The 21,407-nt window shown below is 44.9% G+C and carries 18 protein-coding genes; 8 read left to right on the top strand and 10 right to left on the bottom strand.

All coding sequences use genetic code 11. The features are described from left to right. The first annotated feature begins 8 nt into the window (after positions 1-8). Positions 9-929 carry an NAD(+) diphosphatase gene (nudC, locus tag AC5JP1_RS02165; RefSeq protein WP_493842939.1) on the top strand — a complete coding sequence of 307 codons (921 nt, stop codon included), beginning with the start codon at positions 9-11 and terminating at the stop codon, positions 927-929. A gap of 52 nt (positions 930-981) precedes the next feature. Here the strand turns inward: nudC and AC5JP1_RS02160 are convergent, their stop codons facing one another. Then, complete coding sequence (locus tag AC5JP1_RS02160) at positions 982-1,911, bottom strand: DMT family transporter (RefSeq protein WP_493842938.1); 930 nt, start codon at positions 1,909-1,911, stop codon at positions 982-984. Positions 1,912-2,004: 93 nt separating this feature from the next. Here AC5JP1_RS02160 and AC5JP1_RS02155 point away from each other — a divergent pair, with 93 nt between their 5' ends. The 7 genes from AC5JP1_RS02155 (at position 2,005) to AC5JP1_RS02125 (ending at position 8,040) form a co-directional block, all read left to right on the top strand. Then, complete coding sequence (locus AC5JP1_RS02155) at positions 2,005-2,895, top strand: LysR family transcriptional regulator (RefSeq protein ID WP_493842937.1); 891 nt, start codon at positions 2,005-2,007, stop codon at positions 2,893-2,895. A gap of 395 nt (positions 2,896-3,290) precedes the next feature. After that, positions 3,291-4,178, top strand: coding sequence for an RnfABCDGE type electron transport complex subunit B (locus tag AC5JP1_RS02150; protein ID WP_493842936.1), 888 nt, complete (start codon positions 3,291-3,293; stop codon positions 4,176-4,178). Positions 4,179-4,269: 91 nt separating this feature from the next. Then, positions 4,270-4,965 carry an endonuclease III gene (gene nth, locus AC5JP1_RS02145; RefSeq protein ID WP_493842935.1) on the top strand — a complete coding sequence of 232 codons (696 nt, stop codon included), beginning with the start codon at positions 4,270-4,272 and terminating at the stop codon, positions 4,963-4,965. Between the two features lie 154 nt (positions 4,966-5,119). Further along, on the top strand, positions 5,120-5,716 hold the full coding sequence (locus AC5JP1_RS02140; protein WP_493842934.1) for a DJ-1/PfpI family protein: 597 nt from the start codon (positions 5,120-5,122) through the stop codon (positions 5,714-5,716). Positions 5,717-5,878: 162 nt separating this feature from the next. Beyond that, on the top strand, positions 5,879-7,045 hold the full coding sequence (gene metK, locus AC5JP1_RS02135; RefSeq protein WP_319050483.1) for a methionine adenosyltransferase: 1,167 nt from the start codon (positions 5,879-5,881) through the stop codon (positions 7,043-7,045). A 75-nt stretch (positions 7,046-7,120) separates the two neighbouring features. Continuing rightward, entirely contained in the window at positions 7,121-7,480 is a 360-nt protein-coding gene (locus AC5JP1_RS02130; protein ID WP_443526305.1) for a DUF3144 domain-containing protein, read from the top strand. A gap of 215 nt (positions 7,481-7,695) precedes the next feature. Then, on the top strand, positions 7,696-8,040 hold the full coding sequence (locus AC5JP1_RS02125) for a hypothetical protein (protein ID WP_493842933.1): 345 nt from the start codon (positions 7,696-7,698) through the stop codon (positions 8,038-8,040). A 128-nt stretch (positions 8,041-8,168) separates the two neighbouring features. Here AC5JP1_RS02125 and AC5JP1_RS02120 read toward each other — a convergent pair whose 3' ends face one another. From AC5JP1_RS02120 to ppnP, 9 genes are all read right to left on the bottom strand, one after another. Further along, positions 8,169-9,821 (bottom strand): BCCT family transporter, encoded by a 1,653-nt coding sequence (locus tag AC5JP1_RS02120; protein ID WP_493842932.1) that lies wholly within the window; start codon positions 9,819-9,821, stop codon positions 8,169-8,171. A gap of 228 nt (positions 9,822-10,049) precedes the next feature. Beyond that, positions 10,050-11,693, bottom strand: coding sequence for a BCCT family transporter (locus AC5JP1_RS02115; RefSeq protein WP_493842931.1), 1,644 nt, complete (start codon positions 11,691-11,693; stop codon positions 10,050-10,052). 166 nt (positions 11,694-11,859) lie between these two features. Next, positions 11,860-13,125, bottom strand: coding sequence for a PQQ-dependent sugar dehydrogenase (locus AC5JP1_RS02110; protein WP_493842930.1), 1,266 nt, complete (start codon positions 13,123-13,125; stop codon positions 11,860-11,862). A gap of 203 nt (positions 13,126-13,328) precedes the next feature. Then, positions 13,329-15,926, bottom strand: a complete 2,598-nt coding sequence (clpB, locus tag AC5JP1_RS02105; RefSeq protein WP_493842929.1) for an ATP-dependent chaperone ClpB — start codon at positions 15,924-15,926, stop codon at positions 13,329-13,331. A gap of 216 nt (positions 15,927-16,142) precedes the next feature. Further along, positions 16,143-16,724: a L,D-transpeptidase family protein gene (locus AC5JP1_RS02100; RefSeq protein WP_493842928.1), complete on the bottom strand. Its 582-nt coding sequence runs from the start codon at positions 16,722-16,724 to the stop codon at positions 16,143-16,145. Between the two features lie 111 nt (positions 16,725-16,835). Continuing rightward, positions 16,836-17,642 carry an SDR family NAD(P)-dependent oxidoreductase gene (locus tag AC5JP1_RS02095; protein ID WP_493842927.1) on the bottom strand — a complete coding sequence of 269 codons (807 nt, stop codon included), beginning with the start codon at positions 17,640-17,642 and terminating at the stop codon, positions 16,836-16,838. A gap of 71 nt (positions 17,643-17,713) precedes the next feature. After that, entirely contained in the window at positions 17,714-19,429 is a 1,716-nt protein-coding gene (locus AC5JP1_RS02090) for an AMP-binding protein (protein ID WP_493842926.1), read from the bottom strand. A 345-nt stretch (positions 19,430-19,774) separates the two neighbouring features. Then, the gene (locus AC5JP1_RS02085) at positions 19,775-20,905 is read right to left on the bottom strand and encodes a DNA topoisomerase IB (RefSeq protein ID WP_493842925.1); all 1,131 of its coding nucleotides are present in this window, start codon (positions 20,903-20,905) and stop codon (positions 19,775-19,777) included. Positions 20,906-21,113: 208 nt separating this feature from the next. Continuing rightward, entirely contained in the window at positions 21,114-21,398 is a 285-nt protein-coding gene (ppnP, locus tag AC5JP1_RS02080) for a pyrimidine/purine nucleoside phosphorylase (RefSeq protein ID WP_319050494.1), read from the bottom strand. Between the last annotated feature and the right edge of the window lie 9 nt (positions 21,399-21,407).

Raw genomic sequence — 21,407 nt, 5'->3', positions numbered from 1 at the left:
AAAACTTTATGGCACATGCTTTTGTACTGAGTGGCGATACTGTTCTATGTCGTCAAATGCCGGATGGCTGGTGGCCGTGGCAAATTGAACTGCCCTCAAGTCGCAACGGTTCAGATGAGCCTACCTATCAGATTGGATATGTCACGCTACACGAAAGCCTGTCGCCGCATCATTGGCTGTCCAACAGTACTGCTGATAACGAAGACGCTCAAACCTTTACTGCGCAAGCAACCACTGCCATGACTTATGATTATGCAGTCGCGCACGGCGTAACGCTGCCTATCATCGCTGAAAGCAGTGATAGTGTATTTGTTCCTTATCGCCAGCTGATGACTCATTTGCCAGTTGCTTTGTCAGATCAGATTAGCCAAGCCATACAATTATTGGGCTGGCAAGCAGATACACAGTTTTGTAGTCGCTGCGCTAGCCCTACGGTGCATGCCAACCAAGGCGAACGTGCTATGGTTTGTCCTGTATGTAGGCTGCGCCAGTATCCTCGCGTACAGCCGTGCGTCATTACTGCCATTACTCGCCCAAACCCAGTGACCAGCGAGCTACAAATCCTATTGGCTCATCACCATCGCCATGGACAGCAAAAACTGCCACCCATGTATGGTTTGATCGCAGGATTCGTAGAAGTTGGAGAGAGTCTAGAGCATGCAGTCGTCCGCGAAGTGGCAGAAGAGGTGCATATTAGCGTTTCAGACATCCGCTATGTGAGCAGTCAACCATGGCCGTTTCCCTCCAACTTAATGCTAGGGTTTCGCGCGTCTTATGCCGATGGTGATATCATCATTCAAGAAGAAGAGTTATCACATGCTGACTTTTTTGATCTATCTAATCTACCCAGAATCCCGCCAAAAGGTAGCATCGCTCGAGATTTGATCGATCAAATTGCTACCGAGCAAGGCGTCTTACTATTAGATTAGAATGCGCTGATATCAGCGTGATGCTGCATTATATTGGGAGTTCTGTAGTGGCTCACGCATTGCGCAAGCCCACACGCTGATACTGCCACTCTACTAGTCTAGGTATCAACAATCCTGCAATCACGATCGCCATGCCTAACAATTGCAAAGCAGTCACTTGCTGACCATAAGCAAACGCGGTGAGCGCGGCAAATACAGGTACAAAATTGAAAAATAAAGAGGCATTGGTAGCGCCTACTTGCTTAACACCAGAAATCCATAGTAGATAGCCACCAACCGTACCAAAGATACCAATGAACATCAGGTCACCAAAGACACTGCGACTGATCGCTAGGCTCTCTTGTATAGGGTGCACATCTGCGCTAAACAGCACCATAAGTGAGATCACTCCAAGCCCTGATAACATACCAACCAAAGTATAAGGAATCATTGGCATCCAGCGACTGATACCTTGGGTCAGATAGGTATATAGACTCCAGCACAGCATGCCCAAAAAGATAATTTGATCACCATGATTGAACTCAAACCCTAATAGTTTGGCAAATGCGCCATCGGTCAGTACTAGTAATACCCCAGAGAGACAGACCACCAAACTAAACAATGCGCTTCTCGTAGGGAACTGACGCTGTGCCACAGAACCAATCAAAGAAGTAACCAACGGGCTCAGCGCCATAATCAAGGCGCCGTTGTTGGCATTGGTCTGCGCCAGGCCTGTGAATAACCCTAAGTTTAAGCCGCCAACACCGATGATAGAGACGCCAATCGCCCATGCCCATTGTTTTGGTGTGAGCGTTGGCAGTGGCATGTGCTTGTATTTTGCATAGAGGTACAGACATACCGAGGCAATACCAAAACGCCATACGACCAAAGTCAAGGCATTGACCTCATTCAAAGCGTGTTTGCCAACAGGAAAACTTGCACCCCAAAAGAAAGTGCACAGTAGCAAACACAATACGGCGGTGGTATTCGCTGAACGGCTCATATGATTTCCAAAAAACTTGCGAAAAGATAAGCACCAGTGTATATATTTTAAATACGGTATAAACAAGCAATAACGAGAGCATAGATTCCGAATATGAAATTTAACTACTCCCTTGACGATATGCGCAGCTTTTGTGCGGTTGTACGCTATGGCAGCTTTCGCCAAGCCTCAGTGATGCTTGATATGCCACTATCCACCTTGAGCCGCCGCATTGCCAAATTAGAGACCGATCTGGGACTGAGATTGCTCAATCGTGATGCACATCGTGTCCAGCTAACCCATGCCGGACAGCTGTATTATAAAAGCAGTGCTCATCTCTTTGACGAGCTAGAAAATGTCGCATCTTGCTTGCTACAAGATAAAGACCAAGCCAAAGGTACTATCAGAATCAGTGCCCCTGTCAATTTTGGTAGCGATATTTTAGCGCCACATTTCAACGCCTTTTTGAAGCAATATCCAGATATCAACTTAGATTTACGTTTGTCCAATCAAACCATTGATATTGATGCGCAGGCGATTGATATTGCTTTTCGTATTGGTGAACATAGTGCCGATCACTGGATTGGACGACAGCTGACCCATATTCGTTTTATGATTTGTGCCGCTAGCAATATCGATGTGTCTGATATTCAAGTGCCTAGCGATTTGGCGAAGTATCCTACGGTATTGTGCACGCCTATGTCGACTTGGCATCTACAACATCGTACGACTGGAGAAGTACACACATACCAGCCCATGCACGATGTACGACTAAAGGTCGACAATATTAGCCTGCTAACTGGGGCTATTGCAGATGGCATAGGTCTAGGCTTTATTCCAGATTATGATGCAACTCCTTTGATCCACTCAGGCAGTTTGCAGTGGGTGCTGCCTGAATGGAACAATCAGCCCAGAGGCTGCCAGATGCTTTATCGTGACCGTGATAACATGCCACATCGTATGCATTTGTTGATTAATTTCATCCTCAAGCGTTTTGGCAAATAAATGCTATGCAAATACTCGTTTTATAATACCTATTAGCATTGTTAGGTTTAAGCTGATGGCATTAAATTGTCATCGTTAGATTTGGGCTGATACTTTTTGAGGATGCTGTGGCTTTAAAGCAATGCTGTTTTTTTAATGTTGCTGTCTTGGTATTTGATCAGGATGTTTTACGACTGCAAATATGTTAATCTTTTGCGGCGCAAGACAAGAGCGATCATTATAGATAGATTGTGTAGATAAGCTGTATAGATAGATTGGTTAGCTATTAAACGTACGATACTGCTAGTCAGGCCTGTGATACGTCTATGGCACATCCGGCAAGTCGTTACTTATCTACCTATCGATCCCTATCAATGACACTACTGACAATGACTGACATTAAGGCTAGTAATACCATGTCTCAGACCGACGACTATCCACAAGCAGCATTACGTGTCGCTCAAAATGCCGAGCAGACACGTTTGGCAGACTTGCCGATTTTGTTTAAATCACTACATATCGATACCCTGCCCGCTGATATACAGACAAGAATTGCACGCGTTGATGCTTGTCTGCCGCAGACACAATGCGGCTTGTGTGAGCATCCAGACGGTTGCCTGCCGTATGCAGCTGCTATCGTATTAGAGGGTGAGCCGTACAACAAATGCGTGCCTGGTGGTCAGCCGGTGACTGACGCGATCGCTCAGACGATTGGGATAGACACTCAGAGCAATACCCTTAGCGCTGCACCATCACAGTGGCCAGTAGATATGACATCTGGTCGTCCAACAGAGGTTCGTGCGGTGATTCGTGAAGACGACTGTATCGGCTGCACCAAGTGCATCCCAGCGTGCCCAGTCGATGCTATTGTCGGTACGGGCAAACATATGCATACGATTTTTACCGATTTATGCACGGGCTGCGAGCTGTGTATCGCACCCTGCCCTGTCGACTGCATCGATTTGGTCACGATTGATCGCGAAATATCTGAACCTGAAAGGCTTGCCGAACAAGAAGATTTAAGACAGCGCTACCACACGCATCTCAAACGTGTGACAGAGCAATTGGCTGATACCAGCAATAGCAGACCTGTGGTGAGTATGGTCGAAGCCAAACTGAATAATGCAACGAGCCAGTCTCTAAACATTAGCGAAGCACAAGCAAAAAATACCATTGCAGCTGCCAAACTACGTACCAAAATCAAAAAGTTAGAGAAACAGCTTAGCGCCCGTGCTAATGACAAAAAGCAAGTAGAGCTTGAGGCGCTACAAGCAGAACTCGACTCACTGCAAGTAGCCCTATGATTACGTGATTGATACCTTAATAAGCAATATAACTGGTCTCACTATCATATAATTTTGCATACTCACTTCATTAGATAATAGCCATAACACCATGAGTAAAACGGTCAAACATAAGACAGCTGATACCCCACCTTCACGGCGAATGCCCAACCGCGATGTGCGTCCATTCTTCGAAAAGTTAGAAGCGGCCATCGATGAGCCCGTCACTGAACTGCATTATAAAAGTAACTTTGAGCTGCTGATTGCGGTCATTTTATCCGCACAGGCTACCGATGTGAGCGTTAATATTGCCACTCAGCAACTATATCCTGTGGCAAATACACCTGAGGCGATACTCGCGCTAGGTGAAGAGGGTCTCAAATCTTATATCAAAAATATTGGTTTATATAATGCCAAGGCCAAAAACGTCATCAAAACCTGCCGCGATTTGATTGAGAAATTCAATAGCACCGTCCCTGATAATCGCAAAGATTTAGAATCACTAGCCGGCGTTGGACGTAAAACCGCCAATGTGGTGTTGAACACCGCTTTTGGTCAACCTACTATGGCGGTTGATACGCATATTTTTCGGGTGAGTAATCGTACCGGTCTTGCTACTGGTAAAAACGTGCTAATCGTCGAAAATAAACTGGTTGAACGTATACCCGATGACTTCATAGTTGACGCCCATCATTATCTTATTTTACACGGGCGTTATACCTGTCAAGCACGCACACCCAAATGCGGTGCTTGCCCTGTCTATGAGGAGTGCATGTTCAAAGACAAAGCTAAATTTTTAGAACTATAATGACCATTGATTGTTTGCCGTTTGATCACTGTGTTTTACTTTTATGGACCGATAAAGTATTGATGGTGTGATGACATGTCATGATATGGTGTGACAAGCTGCCATAATACGATAGCTGTACTTTATAAGAGATACTTTTAAGTAAGGGTGCCACATGCGTACGATTACCGCGCTAGTGTTCGATGATTTTGAGACCTTGGATTTATTCGGACCCGTTGAGATGTTTGGAAGCTTGCCTGAGCATTATTGTATCCAATTTACCTCAATGGCTGGTGGCATCATCCGCAGTAAGCATGACGTACCTATGCAAACAGTCGCTGTCAACGAATTATCCTGTCAGACGGATATTGTTTTGGTACCAGGCGGGTTTGGTACACGCCAGCTAGTCTACGATTCATCCTTTCTGCAAACGCTAACAACTCTCACTGATGAGGCTGATTGGGTACTGAGCGTCTGTACTGGTAGCGCCTTGTTGGCAAAAAGCGGTGTGTTAAATGGCAAGCGAGCAACCTCTAATAAAATGGCATGGCAATGGGTGACTTGTCAGTCGGATCAAGTGGATTGGGTCGAACAAGCCCGCTGGGTTATCGATGGTAAGTTTTATACCTCATCAGGGGTTAGCGCAGGCATGGATATGGCACTTGGTTTTATCGCTGATAGACATGGCGTCGAGAAAGCCTACCAAGTGGCGCAACATACTGAATTTCGTTGGCAAGAAAATAGCGACATTGATGACTTTTACCGCCCTTAATCCATCACCAGTTACCTCACAACACCATACATTGCTAGAGTTTTACCTCGATACACGGTAAAATATGCTAATTTTTTGATTCGTTTTCGTCTTTCATTTTTCTATACATTTAATAATGACTGAGTTTGTCGACTACAGTCCCTGCAATTAAGCGACCCCATTATGCGTGAATACAACTTATTTACCTCAGAATCTGTGAGCGAAGGTCATCCTGATAAAATGGCTGACCAAATATCAGACGCTATCCTCGATGCTATCTTACGTGAAGACCTACATGCCCGCGTAGCTTGCGAAACCCTAGTAAAAACAGGCGCGGTCATCCTTGCTGGCGAAATCACCACAACAGCAAACATCGATTTAGAGCGTCTGGTTCGTGATACGGTTAATGGTATTGGCTATCATCATTCAGATTTAGGGTTTGATGGCGAAACTTGTGCCGTCATCAACATGCTGGGTAAGCAGTCTCCTGAGATCGCCCAAGGTGTCGATCGTAGCGATCCTGAAGAGCAAGGTGCAGGTGATCAGGGCTTAATGTTCGGTTATGCCAGTAATGAAACTGACGTATTGATGCCAGCCCCTATCGAATACGCTCACCGTCTGATGGAGCGTCAGTCTGAGCTGCGCCGTGCAGGCGATCTACCGTGGTTGCGCCCCGATGCCAAAGCACAGGTCACTCTAAAGTATGATGGCAACCGACCTGTTGCTATCGATGCAGTCGTTCTATCGACACAGCATGACCCAAGTATCTCGCAATCAGATCTACAAGAAGCGGTGATGGAGTCTATTATCAAGCAGGTACTACCAGCTGATCTGTTACATGCTGGTACACGCTATCATATCAATCCAACAGGCAAATTTGTGATTGGTGGTCCTGTGGGTGATGCGGGTCTAACGGGTCGTAAAATCATTGTTGATACATACGGCGGTATGGCACGTCATGGTGGCGGTGCATTCAGTGGTAAAGATCCTTCAAAAGTAGATCGCAGCGCCGCTTATGCGGTACGTTATGTGGCGAAAAACATCGTCGCCGCTGGTCTTGCTGATCGCTGTGAGATACAGGTCAGTTACGCCATTGGTGTGGCTGAGCCAACCTCTATCTCAGTCAATACTTTTGGGACGAATAAAATCAGCAACGATGAGATCATCCGCCTGATTCGTACCCATTTTGACTTGCGCCCATATGGCATCACTCGTATGTTGAACTTACTACAACCCATGTATCAGCAAACGTCTACCTTTGGACATTTTGGTCGTCAAGGCTCAGAGACTGCCTTTACGTGGGAAAAAACAGACAAAGCTGACATCTTAAAAGCTGACGCTGGATTATAAGCGTTACTGCTTTAGAGTCTTTATAACCCATTTTATGTACTAAAAATTACCGACACTTATTACTAGGAGCAGCTTATGTCTCAAGACAATATTCAAGATGGTAACACTCAAGACGGCACTGTCGAAATCACTCCTGAAATGCAGGCGTTTTATCAGCGTGCTGACGCCATTATTGGCATTGCAAACAGTCAATTAGGCCCTGATGCTCATTCAGGACAAGTAGGCGCTTCTCTATTGTATGCAGCTGCTCGCTATAGCGCATCAGTTGCTTCTATTGGCTTTGTCAAAGGCGATGATTTTGCCAAAGAAAAAGACGATATTGTTGAGTTTTATGTTAAACAGTATCGCCAGATGCTAAGCGACAACTTGACAGATTATGCGCAAAACTTCGATAAGTATGTGCAGCTAAACCAAGATGATAAGCCAGCTGAATAAGTAGATTTTATCCTCTTAGGAACTTATATCTAAGCATGGCAGTATAAAACAGTCTTTATCAAATAAAAACCCAAGCTCATTAGGCTTGGGTTTTTTGTGAAAGATTATTGAGTAGACAGCTATAGATTGGCTATTATATGATTTAGCAGTCTCACTATATAGCTCATAGGCGATAACAGGACGCTATTGGACGACATAAACAAGGAAGCAGCCTCATGCAACATAACCTACCTCAATTACCACTCTTAGCATTCGTTAACCCGTTTAAATCATCATGGCTTATTTTGTCCCTCGCTCTTACATCGGTACTAATACTAACAGGTTGTAGCTATACTCCTGATAGCGTTACCCCTATTCAGTCAGGCACGGACAATATCGCAGATACGCTTACCCAGTGCCCAGCTTCTCCCTCTAACAACACCATGTGCACCATGCAATATGAGCCTGTCTGCGTGAAGACTCAAACCGGCTCAGTGATAAGCTACCGTACTGCGGGCAATGCTTGTTCGGCATGCAACCTACCTGAAGCCATCGGTTATACAGAAGGCGAGTGTCATTAACCATTAGGGCATTATTAGTAGCAACATCTACTCAAGCACACATAAAAATACCCAACTGTCATAAGCTGGGTATTTTATGGCGGCGAAGACTAATGGCACCATTAACATTAAAACATTCGATCTAAGAATTAAACTTCTTTTTCAATGGCTGGTGGTCCTTTTAACAACTCTTCGTCACGGAACTCATTGGCAGAGTTGTGCTCTGCTGACTCTTCGGTAGTGAACCACTGCTGATTGCGATACAGTATCAAACGATCTCGGCTCAGGCCACGTAATAAAGAATACATCATCACGACGATCACAATAGCGAACGGGAAACCTGAGACAATAGAGGCGGCTTGTAGTGCACTCAGTCCACCTGCTGCTAATAATACTGCAGCGATAACGCCTTCAGAGCCTGCCCAAAACAAACGCTGAATTTTTGGTGGGTTGGTATCGCCACCTGATGTCAACATATCGATAACGAAACTGGCTGAATCTGATGACGTGACAAACCACAATACAATCATTATTACGATAAGCAAATTGACCGCGCCCGTTAGCGGATAAGACTCCATCAACTTAAAGATAGCACTACCTGTATCTGCTTGTACCGCCTCGATAAGTCCTGGACTAGCAATACTGGGATCTGCTGCTGCCATAAGTTCCATATTTACTGCAGAACCACCAAATGCGGTAAACCACAAAAATAAAATCGTGACAGGGATGAACAGCACTCCTAATATGAACTCACGAATGGTGCGTCCTCGAGAGATACGGGCAATAAACACCCCAACGAATGGTGACCAGCTGATCCACCATGCCCAATAAAATATCGTCCAAGAGGATTGCCAGTTTTCTTCGCCCTTATAAGACTCTGTCCAAAGACCTAACGGCACAATTTGATGCAAATAATTACCAATATTCTCTATTAGACTATTAAAAATAAATTGAGTTGGCCCAAAAATAATCACAAAACTCAGTAATATGATAGTGAATAATATATTAATATCACTTAGGCGTTTGATACCTTTATCAAGTCCTACAAACAGAGACAACCCTGCTAGCATCGTGATAATACCTATCAAGATAATTTGCACCGTAATACTATTAGGGATACCAAATAAGGTCTCAAGACCTGAATTGATCTGTAGGACACCAAGACCTAACGTCGTGACTACCCCAAACATCGTACCGAATACCGCTAGTGTATCTACCGTATGACCCCAACCACCATAGATCTTTTTACCCAACATTGGATACAAGGTTGAGCGTATAGCCAGTGGTAAGCCTACCCGGTAATGGAAATATGCCAGTGATAGCGCGACCATGCCATAAAGACCCCATACATGAAAACAGTAATGAAGGAACGAGATGTTCATCGCTTGTTTTGCTGCAGCAACGGTTTCTGGTTCTCCTAATGGCGGTGCCATAAAGTGATACAGTGGCTCAGCGGTACCCCAATAGAGCAGACCAATACCAATACCTGCCGAAAACAACATACCAACCCAAGAAACAAGATTGTACGCAGGTCTCTCATTTTGATGACCAAGCCTGATATCGCCGTAGCGGCTAAATATCATATAAATACTCATGGCCAATGTTAAATTGACCACGACAATAAAGAACCAGCCAAAGCGCAAAGAAACAAATGCTTTTGCTTGGTTGAATACTATCTCTGCTTGCTCGTTGAATAACGCGCCAAAGATAATAAAAGCAAGTATCAATATTGCTGACGTCAAAAATACAGGTTTGCTTACCCGCGGAAAAGGGCCTACTCGGCCAACTTTTACATGATCCATAGGTATTCCCCAAAAAAAAGTGCGTAACCATACCAAGGTATGAGCCAATTATCAAATATAACACTCAAAAAACAGTCGCTAATGTATAGGTAAGGTATCGACACTTTGACAGCTGTTTTGACCAACGTTCACTTGTTCTAAATAATCCTCATTTATAGAGCCCAATAAAAAAGCCCCAATTTATTGAATTGGGGCTTCTCTGAACAACCTGAATAACGACTTTACTGCTTAGTCACCTTTTACAATCTTAGGTGGACCTTTGAGTAAATGCTCATCGACGAACTCGTTAGCAGAGTTATGATCTGCTGACTCATCTGTGATAAATTGCTGCTGCGCACGGTATAGAATCAGACGATCTCGGCTGAGCCCGCGCAGTAACGCATACATAATGACAAATATCACTAGAGCAAACGGTAAGCCTGCGACGATAGCTGCCGCCTGTAGGGCAGAAAGTCCGCCAGCTGCTAACAATATAGCCGCGATAATGCCTTCTGTCGTTGCCCAAAACAAACGCTGAATTTTTGGTGGATTGGTATCACCACCAGCTGTCAGCATATCGATAACAAAACTGGCTGAATCCGATGAGGTCACAAACCATAGCATGATCATAACCACAATCAATAGCGTGATAGGTTTTGCCAACGGATAGTACTCAACCAATTTGAAGATAGCACTACCACTGTCTGCTTGTACCGCTTCGACCAACCCTGGGCTGATACCTGTCACAGCAGAAGCAAGCTCCATGTGAATAGCAACGCCGCCAAAAGTCGTAAACCAGAAGAACAAGATAAGCATTGGGATTAACAATACGCCAAGCGTAAATTCACGAATGGTACGACCACGAGAAATACGGGCGATAAAGATACCAACGAATGGTGCCCAGCTAACCCACCATGCCCAGTAGAATACTGTCCAGCCGCTCTGCCAATCGGTTTCACTGTAAGACTCACCCCACGTACCTAGTGGTACAATCGCAGTCAGATAATTACCGATGTTTTCGATGAAGCTATCGAAGATAAAGAGCGTTGGTCCTAAAATGACCATAAACGCGAGCAATACAACTGTAAAACCGATGTTGATGTCACTAAGGCGCTTGATACCTTTGTCCAGTCCCATCATAACGGAAGCCGCTGCTAGCGCTGTGATGAAAGCGATCAGACCAAACTGTACTGTCAGACTATTTGGCGTACCAAATAGCTTTTCTAGTCCAGAGTTGATCTGCATGACGCCAAGTCCGAGTGAGGTAACCACACCAAACATCGTACCGAACACGGCCAAGATATCAACAGTATGACCCCATCGGCCATAAATTCTTTTGCCCAGTAAAGGATACAAAGTAGAGCGAATCGATAACGGTAGACCGCGGCGGAAATGGAAATATGCCAACGATAGCGCTACGATTGTATAGATCGCCCAAGCATGTAGTCCCCAATGCATAAACGAGATATTCATCGCTTGCTTGGCTGCTTCTACTGTCTCAGCCTCACCCAATGGCGGTGCCATAAAGTGATATAGCGGCTCCGCTGTACCCCAATACACTAGGCCGATACCAATACCTGCGGAGAACAACATGCCAATCCAAGAAAACAGATTGTACTGTGGTCGCTCCGTTTGGTTACCAAGCCTAATATCGCCATAACGACTCATTGCCAAGTAGACACAAAGTATAAGCGCGACGTTGACTAATATAATAAATAGCCAACCGAACTTATCAGTAATAAAGTTCTGTAAAAAACTAAAGACAGCCCCTGCTGTTTCGGTGAAAAGCGCACCGAAAATAATAAATCCAACGATCAACAGTGACGATGTAATAAACACAGGTTTACTCACCCGTGGAAAAGGCCCCAATCTACCTACTTTTACTTCTTCCATGTGCAAGTCTCAAAATTCAAGGAATATTACCTTAACAAAATAGGCTTTAACTATCAATCAATTACAAAATAAAACTTGATAAAACCTTTTGTTTATTCTAAAAGATTTGATGCTTATTTTAGAATAACTACATAAAATCATAACCATAAATCATCTAATCCAATGACTATTTAGGCATTAATCTGAGTAGTTGTCCGCCATCACCATCCTCTAGCGCCCACACTTGCCCATCGACTGCCATCACGCTACGAATACGCTCACCCATATCATAACGATAACGCTCAGTAGCACTATTATCTTCATTGACACGCACTACGATAAGCGCCTTCGAGGACAAGCCACTGATCAAAAAATCACCTTGCAATGCTGGGAAGTCGTTATGGCTACCAGCAGTATATAGACTGAGTGAAGATGGTGAGATAACAGGCGTCCATGTAATTTTAGGCATCTCAAACTCAGGACGAGTGTCATGGTCTGGGATTGGTGTCCCTGAATAATTGCGACCATTTGAGACAATAGGCCAGCCGTAATTCTTCCCTTTTTCAATCAGATTAAATTCATCACCACCCTTTGGTCCCATCTCGTTAGCCCAAAGCCTGCCATTTTCATCGAATCTGATGCCGAGCACATTGCGATTGCCCATTGTCCAGAACTGAGAGGCAATATCATTGCTGTCACTGACAAATGGATTGTCCTTTGGCACAGAACCATCAGCATGTAGCCTAATGATTTTACCCAAATTCATACTCATATCTTGTGCTGGTTCTTTGTCTTGGCGTTCGCCTGAGCTGATATATAGATAGCGTCCATCTGGTGAAAATAGCAATCGATGACTGTAATGCCCTTGTCCTGTCACTTTTGGAAACTGCTCCCAAATGGGCGTGATGGATTGCAGCATGGGTGCGTTAGTACCTAGTCCCGCGAGCGTCGCCTTGATAACTTTTGCGCCAAATGTATTGCTCTCGCTTCCCATCCCCGCTTCTGCATAGCTCAAATACACAGCATTAGAAGTCGCAAAATCTGGTGCTAGTATAATATCTCCTAAACCACCTTGCCCACCATAAGCAACTTCAGGCACGCCTCCGACCTTTGTTTTGCTGCCTGTTGCGGTATCCACAATGAATAACTCGCCTGTTTTTTGGGTGACCAGTAGCTGTGGCGATTTATTGGTGGTACTGGGTAGTGCGGTCATGGCCCAAGGCTCATCAAATGTGGCCACTGACTTTGTTGTAAACTCAGGCTTTTCTAGACTGACCTGAGCATCGCTTACCTGCATATCCGCTTTAGGCACTTGCACTTCTTTATACTCTGTCACTTTGTTGCTGGTGTTTACTGTTGAAGAGTTAGAGCAAGCTGCAGTACTGAACAGTAAAGCTGCGATTACTAGTGGCAATGCTAAAGGTTTATTAATACGCTCGATATGAGTTGTCATTGTTTTTCCTCTTTATTAGGTTTGCACTTATATTGCTAGTCATTTATTTATAGCATAGTCCTGATAGTTAAGAGAGATTTAAAACGTAAAAGAATCGTAGCGTAAAATAATTGTCTAAACGAAAAACCCCTTACCTACGATTGTAGATAAAGGGTTGATTTAGCGCACATAATGAGGTCAAACAAACGTCAACGTTAAAGTGATTAGCTCATTCTTAGCTTGTCAAAAGTCAGCTTGTCATCTGCGCCAACATCAACTTTGATGATATCACCCGCAACGAAATCGCCCGCCAGTAGCTTCAATGACAAAGGGTTTTCGATCTCTTGTTGAATGGCACGTTTGAGTGGGCGCGCGCCATAAACTGGATCATACCCTACTGCCACCAATTTATTCATCGCATCGGCTGATAGCTCAATATCCATCTCACGCTCTTGAATGCGCTGACGCAAGCGATCTAATTGAATGTCGGCAATACCTGCCATCTGCGACATACCAAGCGGATGGAAGACCACAATTTCATCAATACGGTTGACGAACTCTGGACGGAAATGCTGCCCAACCGAATCCATCACTTCTGCCTTGATATCATCGTAGCTCTCACCTACCATCTCTTGAATCTTATGCGACCCTAAGTTACTGGTCATGATAATCACGGTGTTTTTGAAGTCTATCACCCGTCCTTGTGAGTCAGTCAAGCGACCATCATCCAGCACTTGCAGTAAGATATTAAACACATCGGGATGGGCTTTTTCCACTTCATCGAAGAGTATAACGCTATACGGTTTGCGGCGTACCGCTTCCGTCAATGTGCCGCCCTCTTCGTAACCGACATAACCTGGAGGCGCACCAACTAGGCGGCTGACGCTATGTTTTTCCATATACTCACTCATGTCGATACGTACGATCGCATCCTCAGAGTCAAATAGGAAGTTTGCCAGTGATTTGGTGAGCTCAGTCTTACCAACACCCGTAGGTCCCAAGAACAAGAACGAACCAGAAGGGCGATTTGGATCAGACAAGCCTGCTCGGCTACGACGTACCGCGTTTGCAACGGCTTCGACCGCTTCGTTCTGACCGATGACCCGCTCATGGAGCTTTTCTTCCATGGCTATCATCTTATCGCGCTCGCCTTGCATCATTTTGCTGACTGGAATGCCCGTTGCCGCTGCCACGACTTCTGCGATTTCGTTGTCTGTTACCTTATTCCGTAGTAATTTGACACCGCTACCCTCACCTGTCTGCTCTTTTTGCTCAGCCAAGTCAGACTCATGGATACGACGCTCAAGCTGCGGAATAGTTTCGTATTGCAGCTTACTCATGGTCTCGTAGTCGCCTTCACGGCTGGCTTTGTCATAGGCGATACGGGCCTTGTCCAGCTCGTCTTTGAGCTGTTGACTGCCTTTGACCAGTGCCTTCTCCGCCTGCCACACTTCATTAAGATCGGCATATTCTTTTTCTAACTCTGCGATTTGGGCATCAAGCACTTTACGCTCAGCTTGCGCGCCAGCGTCTTCTTCATTTTTGAGCACTTCGCGCTGCATCTTTAGCTGAATGAGACGGCTATCAAGCTTACCTAGTGACTCAGGTTTGCTGTCCATCTCCATACGCAAGCGGCTGGCTGCTTCATCAATTAAATCAATCGCCTTATCAGGTAGCTTGCGATCGGTAATATAACGATGACTCATACGTGCCGCCGCGATGATAGCGCTATCTTGAATATCGACGCCATGATGCAGCTCGTAACGCTCTTTTAGACCACGTAATATTGCGATGGTATCTTCGACCGTTGGCTCATCAACCAAAACCTTTTGAAAACGACGCTCGAGGGCAGCATCTTTTTCGATGTACTTGCGATATTCATCTAACGTCGTGGCTCCAACACAATGCAGCTCACCGCGTGCCAGTGCTGGCTTTAGCATATTACCTGCATCCATCGCGCCTTCTGATTTGCCCGCACCGACCATCGTATGCAGCTCATCGATAAATAAGATGACGTTGCCTTCTTGCTTCGCCAAGTCACTCAATACGCTTTTGAGGCGCTCTTCGAACTCACCGCGGAATTTTGCCCCTGCAATGAGCGCACCTAGATCTAACGACAGCACTTCTTTGCGGCGCAGACCCTCTGGTACGTCACCATTAATGATTTTTTGTGCCAATCCTTCTACGATGGCGGTTTTACCAACACCTGGTTCACCGATGAGTACAGGGTTGTTTTTGGTACGGCGCGACAGTACCTGAATAGTACGGCGAATCTCTTCGTCACGACCGATTACTGGATCAAGTTTACCCAGCTCTGCTTGTTCAGTCAGATTGATCGTATACTTGTTGAGCGCGTCACGCTGATCTTCGGCGTTTTGGTTATTGACCGTATCATCACCGCGTAGCTGCTCAATGACCGCTTTTAGTTTGCTAGCCGTTACGCCGGCACTTTCAAATATCTTTTTGGTTTCGCCTTGCTCAGCGAGTGCCAACATCACCCATTCAGTAGCAATGAAATCATCGCCTTCTTTTTGCGCCTGACGATCTGCCAAGTTCAAGATTTTAACCGAATTCGGGTTTAGATTGACATCTCCTGTCGGTTCCGCAATTGTAGCCTGATTATCCAGTGCTTTAGCAACGCCATTTTTTAGCGCTGGAATAGAAGCGCCTGCTTGCTGACAGATAGATAAATTAGACTCATCTTGCAGCAGTACGCCAAGTAAGTGCACAGGATCGATACCCGTATGATCACGACCTAACGCTAGGCTTTGTGCTTCTTGAATGGCGGACTGCAGTTTTTGAGTGAATTTCTCAAATCTCATGTGTATATCCTTTTATAATTCGTATTATCAGAGGTCGTTTTAGTCGCTAGCGCCCTCTGTTATCTGTCATTTATATAAGGTATATATACAATTATTTCAAGACAGTTGCGCCATAAAACCTTACTAAAAACAATGATATTTAAAATAGGGAAAAACTATCCTTTATAAAGCATCAATTTATACTTACATCTTATAATTATCATAAACTTAAACCGTTTACTCAACGATTTCAATTACGGTGCCAACCTTAACAGCTGCCATGATGGTGTCCATCTCGTCATTGGTAACCGCGATACAACCATCAGTCCAATCGCGGCTTTGGTTCAACCAGCCTAAATGTCCAAAGCCATTCATTTGTCCATGAATCATGATATCGCCGCCTGGGCTGACGCCTAGCGACTTTGCGTGTGCTTTGTCCGCAGCATTTGGATAGCTAATATGAATGGAACGATACGCAATAGAGTTCTCATTTTTATAATCTAAGGTATAAATCCCTGTCGGCGTACGCTGATCGCCTTCCTGCTGTTTATGACTAACTGGGCTGTCGCCAAGCGCAATACGGTATGACCGTATGACATTGCCACGCTCCATGAGCTGTAAGACACGATCTGATTTATCGACAAAAACTTTATCAATAACTGTCGAGGATGGCATAGGATCATTGGATGTTGAGGTGCTTTCACTATAGGCAATAGCGCTAGTGCTCGCAAAGGAAATGAGGCTAATACTGATAAGTATTAGCAACAAGTTCGGATATGATTCGCTTAATTGGTAAGATTTTTTGCAAAAAAATGACATGAAACTTGATCCTTATCATCAACTCTCAAGAGTAATTAATAATACTGTATCAAAGAATCATGCCATATTATGTAGATCAATTTTGTGTGAAAATAATGAAAGCAACAAGAGCTAGACCATACGAATGGCACCATCTAAGCGAATGACTTCACCATTTAGATAGGCATTATCAATAATATGGGTCACCAATTTGGCAAACTCATTGGGAGCGCCCAAACGTTTAGGATAAGGTACGCCCGCCTCCAACTGTTCGCGGGCTTTTTCTGGAATAGATTCCATCATCGGCGTAGCGAAGACACCCGGTGCGATAGTCATCACGCGTATACCGTGACGAGCCAGCTCGCGAGCAAGTGGTAAAGTTAATCCAACCACGCCTGCCTTGGACGATGAGTAACTGGCTTGGCCCACTTGACCATCAAAGGCGGCGATAGATGCCGTATTGATAATAATACCTTGATCCGCATTTTTTCCTACATGGTTCTTTTCTGCATTGGCATCTGTAGCGCTATCACTGACCAAACGCTTAGCAATACTTGCTGCGACCAAACGGGCAACATTGAATGAACCGACCAAATTAATATTGACCCCGCGGCTAAATGCTTCAAGGTCTGCCGGATTGTTATCACGATCTAGCAGCTTTTGTACGACTACGATGCCCGCACAGTTGATTGAACCTTGTAAGCCGCCGAAAGCTGACTCTGCCATCTCAACCGCTAATTGCACTTCATCACCGTTGGTGATATCACAACGCACAAAACGTGCACTATCACCTAGCTCAGTGACCAATGCTTGCCCTGCTGACTCATTCAGGTCAGCGATGACGACGTTACCACCTTGATCTACAATCGCTCGAGCCACTGACTCGCCCAAACCTGATGCACCGCCTGTGACCAAAAAGCTGTTTTGTTTAACTTGCATGATTATTCCTTTAAATTTTGCTTCTCATTAGATATTTTTCTATTAAATTTATGGACGCCTTATCAACTTATTTATGCAGCAGACAGACTACGTAGCAAAAAGCGTTGAATCTTACCACTTGGCGTTTTGGGCAGTTCTGTCACAAACTCGACCTCACGCGGATACGCATGAGTAGATAAGCGTTTGCGTACCAACTCTTGGATTTCTTTGGCAATCTCATCGCTGCCTTTGATACCGTCTTTTAGCACCACGTAGGACTTAATGGTATGACCACGCACTTCATCCGGCACGCCTACCGCCGCAGACTCTGCAACGGCGTCATGCTCTAATACGGTGTTTTCGACATCCGTAGGTCCGACGCGGTAACCTGCGGTAATAATAATGTCATCATCACGGCCTGAGAACCAGTAACTACCGTCACTATGACGCTCGACCACATCGCCTGTTAGATAGTAATCCTCTACAAAGGCTTGTTTTTCATTCCAGCTATAACCACGGAAATAGAACGCAGGCGACTGACTGACCACGACTGCTAACTGTCCTTGCTCACCATCTGGCAGTACAGTCATATCATCACCTAATACCACTAACGTATGACCTGGTAGTGCCATTCCCATTGACCCCACTGGAGACTCGTGCGTTAACGCATGATGCGCACAGCAAGTCATGCCAGTTTCTGTTTGCCCATATTGATCTTTTACCTGACAGTCTAGATAAGTTTCGACCCAGTTGACGACTTCGGTATTCAGTGTCTCCCCTGCTGAGTTGGCACAGCGCAAAGACAGCTTAGCATTTGCATCGTTACGGGCGTTTTCATCAACATTGTCGAACACGCCGCTAGATTTCATCATGCGAAATGCGGTGGGTGAAGACGCTAAGTTGGTAATCTTGTGACGCACCATAAAATCACGGGTATTGGTCGCATCAAATCCTGCTTCATTAAAATAAGTGGTGATGCCCAGTAACATAGGTCCCGTGATGGCGTAGTACAAGCCGTATGCCCAGCCGGGATCTGCCATGTTCCAGTACTGGTCATCGTCGCGCAGATCGATGGCGTAACGCATATAAAGGTAAAATGCAGGCAGTGCCGCTAACGGAACGCTAACGCCTTTTGATTTACCGACTGTACCTGAGGTAAACATCTGCAAAAATGGCGCATCCGTATCGAGTGTGACGGCCTCTATCATCTGCGGTTGTGCTGTCATAGACTGACTATAGTGATCGTCACCCCATGTTTGAGCGTCTTCCGCACTGCCGACCAATACCATCTTGGTTTGCGCGGCTAAGTCTTCAAACTTGCTGCGGTTCTCTAGATTGGTAAAAACAACTTTAGTGTCAGCCTTATCCATGCGGTATTTGATTGAATCATAACCAAAAGCGGTGAATAATGGCTGATATACCGCGCCGATGCGCCATGTTGCCAATACAACGGTTAGTAGCTCGGGTGTACGCGGTAGCATTGTCGCCACCTTGTCACCCGCTTTTACGCCGTACGACTGTAGCAAGTTAGCGATTTGAGCACTTGCTTTGTCAAGCTCACCAAAGCTCATACGCGTTATATTTCCGGCGGTATCTTCATGTACTAGCGCAGCATGGTCAGCGCGGCCATCGCGTACATGACGACCACAGCACGCCATATACGCGTTTAGACGATCGTCTACATGCTCGCCAAAGATTTCTGGTAGCAACGCATTCATATCAAAATTATTATAGTAATCGGTATAACTCTTTGGTGTGCTGGTAGTGTCTGTATCAACATTCGTAGGAGTTTGAGTGGCGGTATTCATAAGCTAATCCTTTAGCAATAGCAGGTAACTGTTAAAATGGTATGTATGATTGCAAAATGGTCACATCCTATAGACCGTTTTATACGTTCGTATTTATCATGCTCTATTAGTAACGCATTTTTACGCTTATTTCAATACATAACGTATCATTTTTATTTTATATAGATAAAATTTAACCATAGCTCATTATTATTAATGAGTTATGGTCTAGTGCTAAATACCTCAATAGTTATAGTTTATAGCTGTTTTTGAACCCTTTAGCTCGAAGCCTTCAGAAAGACATTGATACTGCAATATTAAGGCTCGAGCACCCGTATCTAAATACTTATCTATAAATGGCAATACTTAAACGGCAGCACTCAGAAAACCTAACAATGCTTTTTCTTCGCAGCTTTGGTATTTTTTTGTGCGGCCGCGACGTGCTTGCTTATAGCGCTCAAAGAACTGCCCTGCTAAAAAACGCTGAATAACAATAGGATGAATATAAGAGGCACGGCATACGGTTGGCGTGTTGCCCAGCTCTGCTGCCACACTTTTTACCATATCAACAACCAACTGCTGACGCTCAGCACTTTCTGGAGCACTTGCCAATATGCTCGCGCCTGCGGGCATCTGTAACTCGTCATATAAGTAGCTTGCCGCGAGTACACTTGCCATCCACGTGCGAAAATCCTTTGCGCTATATAGCTTACTCTCACAATCTGTACCGCATGTATGCATGCGCAGGTATTCGTTGATGTCGCTACTATCAACGACTTGTTTATGTCCGTCATCATCTAAGTATTTGAATATCTGATAACCCGGCAACTCTGAGCAGGCTTGTACGATATCAATCAATCGCTCATCTTGTAGCTCAATGTGATGCTCTTTTGCGCTTTTTCCTACAAAATCAAACGCGAGTCCAGTATCGATTTCGCTCACATGCTTGCTACGTAGCGTACTCAGACCATAGCTTTTATTTTGCTTGGCATAGCGGCTATTACCGATACGAATCAGTGTCGTCTCAAGTAGTTTGACGATGGCTGCCAGCACATTGGTGCGTGACAGCGACTCGGCCTCTAGATCTATCTCAACTTGTGCACGTAGGTTAGGCAGCACTTCTGCAAATCCTATCATCGCGTCAAATTTGGCTTGGTCACGGATATTATTCCATGAGGGATGATACAAGTATTGCTTGCGTGATTTTTCGTCTCGTCCTGTTGATTGCAGATGTCCTTTTTCGTCTTGGCAGATCCACACCTCCGACCACATGGGCGGTATCACTAACGCATCAAAACGTTGACGTAGCGCTTTGTCTTTGACAGTTTTGCCTGTGGCATCACGATAAGTAAAACCGCGACCCCAGCGTCTACGCTCGTAGCCTGGTTCATCGTCACTCACATAGCGCAAATTAGCACGGCGTGCTAGATGCTCATAATCGTGGCGCGCATCTTTTGTAATCGTCTGCTGACTCGCCTTTTCTGTTGCCTTTGTCATAACACTATATACCTTCGAGAATTCATGGTCTTAGCATAATTAATGAGTGTTTTTTTTGCTGTTTATTTGGCACAGACAAAGTGTAATGCTGTGTAAAATAGGGTTTTTAAAATGGTAGCTTAAACCTCATTTAAAATACGACACATAAAAAAACGCCAAGTATAAAATACTTGGCGTTTTTTTATGTGTCGCTATAACTTAGAGCTTACTATTTACCATACACGCATAAGTAAGCGGTTTCGACATCTACTTTTACTTGGAACTTTTGATTGGCTTCAACCGTGAATTGCTCACCAGCATTAAACGTTTGCCACTCATCACTCTCTGGTAACTTGACGGTTAATGCACCGCTTACCACACTCATGGTTTCAAATTCACTGGTGCCAAACTCATACTCACCACTCTCCATAACGCCGACTGTCGCAGGCTTGGTCGCTGTTTGAAAGGCGATAGAAGTCACTTTATCATCAAAATAGTTATTAACGCTTGGCATAATTTTCCT

The sequence above is a fragment of the Psychrobacter sp. H29 genome (assembly GCF_059073055.1).
The sequence above is the reverse complement of the archived record's forward strand: the minus strand, read 5'-3'. Positions and strand labels throughout refer to the sequence as shown.